Raw genomic sequence first — 2,925 nt, forward strand, 5'->3', positions numbered from 1 at the left:
ATTCATATCTTTGATTCATTAAAATTGCAAAACGGAGAAAAAGATGTATAAATATGTGATTGAAGTAAATAATCTCAAGAAAGTCTATAGAAGGCAGGTTAAAGAAGCAGGTTTAGTTGCAAGCATAAAAAGCATTTTTAAACCGAAGTATGAAGAGGTTGAGGCTCTAAGAGGTATTTCTTTCAATGTCCAAAGTGGCGAAATTGTTGGTTATATTGGCCCAAATGGTGCAGGAAAAACAACAACTTTAAAAATACTTGCAGGTGTTCTTTTTCCAACAGATGGTGAAGTTAGAGTCCTTGATGAAAATCCCTATAAAAGAACAAAACAATTTCTGAATAAAATTAGTTTTATCATGGCTTCTAGGGGCTTCCTTGAGGAAGTTGCATGGGACATTCCTGTCTCTGATGGTTTTTACTTTGTTAAGGAGATTTACAATATACCTTTTGACGAATATAGAAAACGAGTTAATACTCTTGTCTCAATGATGAACATTGAAGCGATTTTAAATACTCCTGTGAGGAAACTCTCTCATGGTCAGAGAAAAAAGGCTGAGTTAGTTGCAAATTTACTTTGGGAGCCTCGTTTGATTCTACTTGATGAACCTACTCTTGGACTTGATATTTTTTCTCAAAATGAGCTACACAATTTCCTAAGGAACTATGTAAAGGATCATAGTGCAACAATTATTCTGACAAGCCATTCTATGAAAGATATAGAGAGATGTGCAACAAGGGTAATAATGATTGATAAGGGGATTAAACTTTACGATGGGAACATAGAGGGACTTAAAAAGAGAATCTGTAATCGTAAATATATAAAAGTGTGCATAGAAGATGAGTTTGATAATAAATTAGATAAGCAAATACAACAAATAGATGGCGTAAGTATTATTTCAAAAGAAGAAAATTGCTTAACAATTAGTGTTGAAGAAACCATTGCGAAGGACATAGCAAAGAGGATCTTAAACCAATTTGCTGTCACCGATATTACAATTACTGAACCAACTCTCGAAGATTTGGTTTTCGAAATTTACAGTAAGGAGAATAACAATGTTTAGGGTATATTTAGAAGGAGCAGAGTGTGAAATCAAAAGAAGCATTCAATACAAAGTAAATGCGCTATTTTATCTATCTGTAGTGCTCATTCCACCGTTAGCACTTTTTTTTCTTTGGAAAAGCATACTTTCAAATGGTGGTAACATAGGAAGCTATGACCTTTCCGCAATGGTAACATACTTTATTGTTACACAATTCTTTGTTATGAACACACCGTATTCTGCTTGGATTGAAATTGGAGAAAGTATTAAGGATGGAACTTTTAGTCTTTGGCTTACAAAACCAATTAATCATTATCTTCTTTATCTGTTTAGGCTCATTGGTGCATGGGTTTTACAATGGATTTTTGGGATCTTGGGTGTTATAGCTATTTCTTTCATACTAAAAGGTTATGTTGTTATTCAAAAAGAAACATGGAGATATATTATGAGTGTACTGTTCTGGTTTGGAGGAATTGTAATTGGCTTTAGTTATGGTTATATCCTTAACCTGTTGAGTTTCTGGTTTGAAAGGAGTACATATGTGATTTACTTCTCTGAGGGAATTGTTGCTCTGGTTTCAGGTATGTTAATTCCACTTGATCTATTACCTGTAAAGAGGGTTTGGCTCTTCCTGCCATTTCGCTTCTGCGGTTATATTCCAGCACAAATATTTTTAGGAAAACTAACAATTAAAGAAATTAGTTTCGAATTTTTTTCAATGATTCTTTGGGTATTTGTATTTATCATCTTATCTGATTTTATTTTTAAAAGAGGATGTAAAAAGTTTGTAGCATCGGGGGGATAATATGCTGAAATTCCTGCGGGCGCTTTTTAAATTACGACTTAAATTAGATTTAGCATTCAGAATAGATATAGTTTTTAATTTTCTTAATCAATTAGTTTATTTTATAGGAGTATTGCTTCTTTTCAAGGCAATCTATCTAAACGTGAATTCAATCGGAGGATGGGATATAGGAGATATGTATATCTTGCTTGGAACCTATTTTATTCTTGCTGAATTGTACAGTACGACATTCAGAGGCGGTCTTTTAAATCTGCCAGAAACTGTTAAGGAAGGAAACCTTGAGGTTTACCTTTTAAAACCTGTAAATACAATCATATTTCTTTTGTTACAAAAAGTGAATGTTGGGAGAATTTGGAGGATTCTTCCTGGATTGATATTGTTAACTTATGGACTAAAGATAGATTCAATTCATATTGGTCTAAATCTATTGCTTTATACAATTTCGTTTGTTTTTTCGCTTTTGATTTATACTCTTCAAGCTTTTTGCGTTAGTCTACTTTCCTTTTGGTTTTACGAGGTAAATAACCTATTCTACATTTACGATGATCTAATAGAATTTGCAAAGTATCCTGACTCCGTTTATTCAGGCTTTATTAGAAAGATTTTCCTTTCTGTGATACCAGTAATTGTATTTTCAAGTTTTCCTGCAAGAATTCTTACTGGCTCCTTAGACTTAAAAGAAAGCTTTGTATTTCAAATTATTTTGTTACTTGTGTTTCTTCTTACTTCATTAACTCTTTGGGAAACCGGGCTTAAGAAATATCAAGGAAGAGGATAAGTTTTAGAAAATTATGTCATTAATAGTATCAATTAAAGTTGGTAAAAACATCATCATAGCAGCAGACACAAGAGTCCATTTTCCAAAAACTGGTTATTATTCAGACAATGCAAAAAAGATTTTTATCTTTGAAGGGAAAATTGCTATAGGTTGGATTGGAGATCAAGATTTTTCGCTTAAAACTATAGAAAATTTCAAAAAAATAATTTCTAAAGAGAATTTTTCTTCTTTAAATAAATTTATGTTAACCTTTCAGCAGGTCGCAGTTACTACTTACAAGGATTTTTTTCTCTTAACTGGGCA

General features: G+C 32.3%; 4 protein-coding genes. All 4 read left to right on the plus strand.

The window, feature by feature from the left end; translation table 11 throughout:
* The first annotated feature begins 43 nt into the window (after window positions 1–43).
* A complete protein-coding gene (locus tag ACP5SP_RS07730; protein ID WP_428076471.1) occupies window positions 44–1,060 on the plus strand; it encodes an ABC transporter ATP-binding protein in 1,017 nt (338 codons plus the stop codon).
* Entirely contained in the window at window positions 1,053–1,844 is a 792-nt protein-coding gene (locus tag ACP5SP_RS07735) for an ABC transporter permease (RefSeq protein ID WP_416085631.1), read from the plus strand. Before ACP5SP_RS07730 ends, ACP5SP_RS07735 begins: the two co-directional genes overlap by 8 nt.
* A gap of 1 nt (window position 1,845) precedes the next feature.
* Window positions 1,846–2,622, plus strand: a complete 777-nt coding sequence (locus ACP5SP_RS07740) for an ABC transporter permease (protein ID WP_428076473.1) — start codon at window positions 1,846–1,848, stop codon at window positions 2,620–2,622.
* A 13-nt stretch (window positions 2,623–2,635) separates the two neighbouring features.
* Window positions 2,636–2,925: hypothetical protein (locus tag ACP5SP_RS07745; protein ID WP_428076475.1), on the plus strand; the 290-nt coding region annotated here is incomplete at its 3' end.

This window comes from Caldisericum sp. (genome assembly GCF_049967455.1).
In the GTDB taxonomy this organism is placed as follows: domain Bacteria; phylum Caldisericota; class Caldisericia; order Caldisericales; family Caldisericaceae; genus Caldisericum; species Caldisericum exile_A.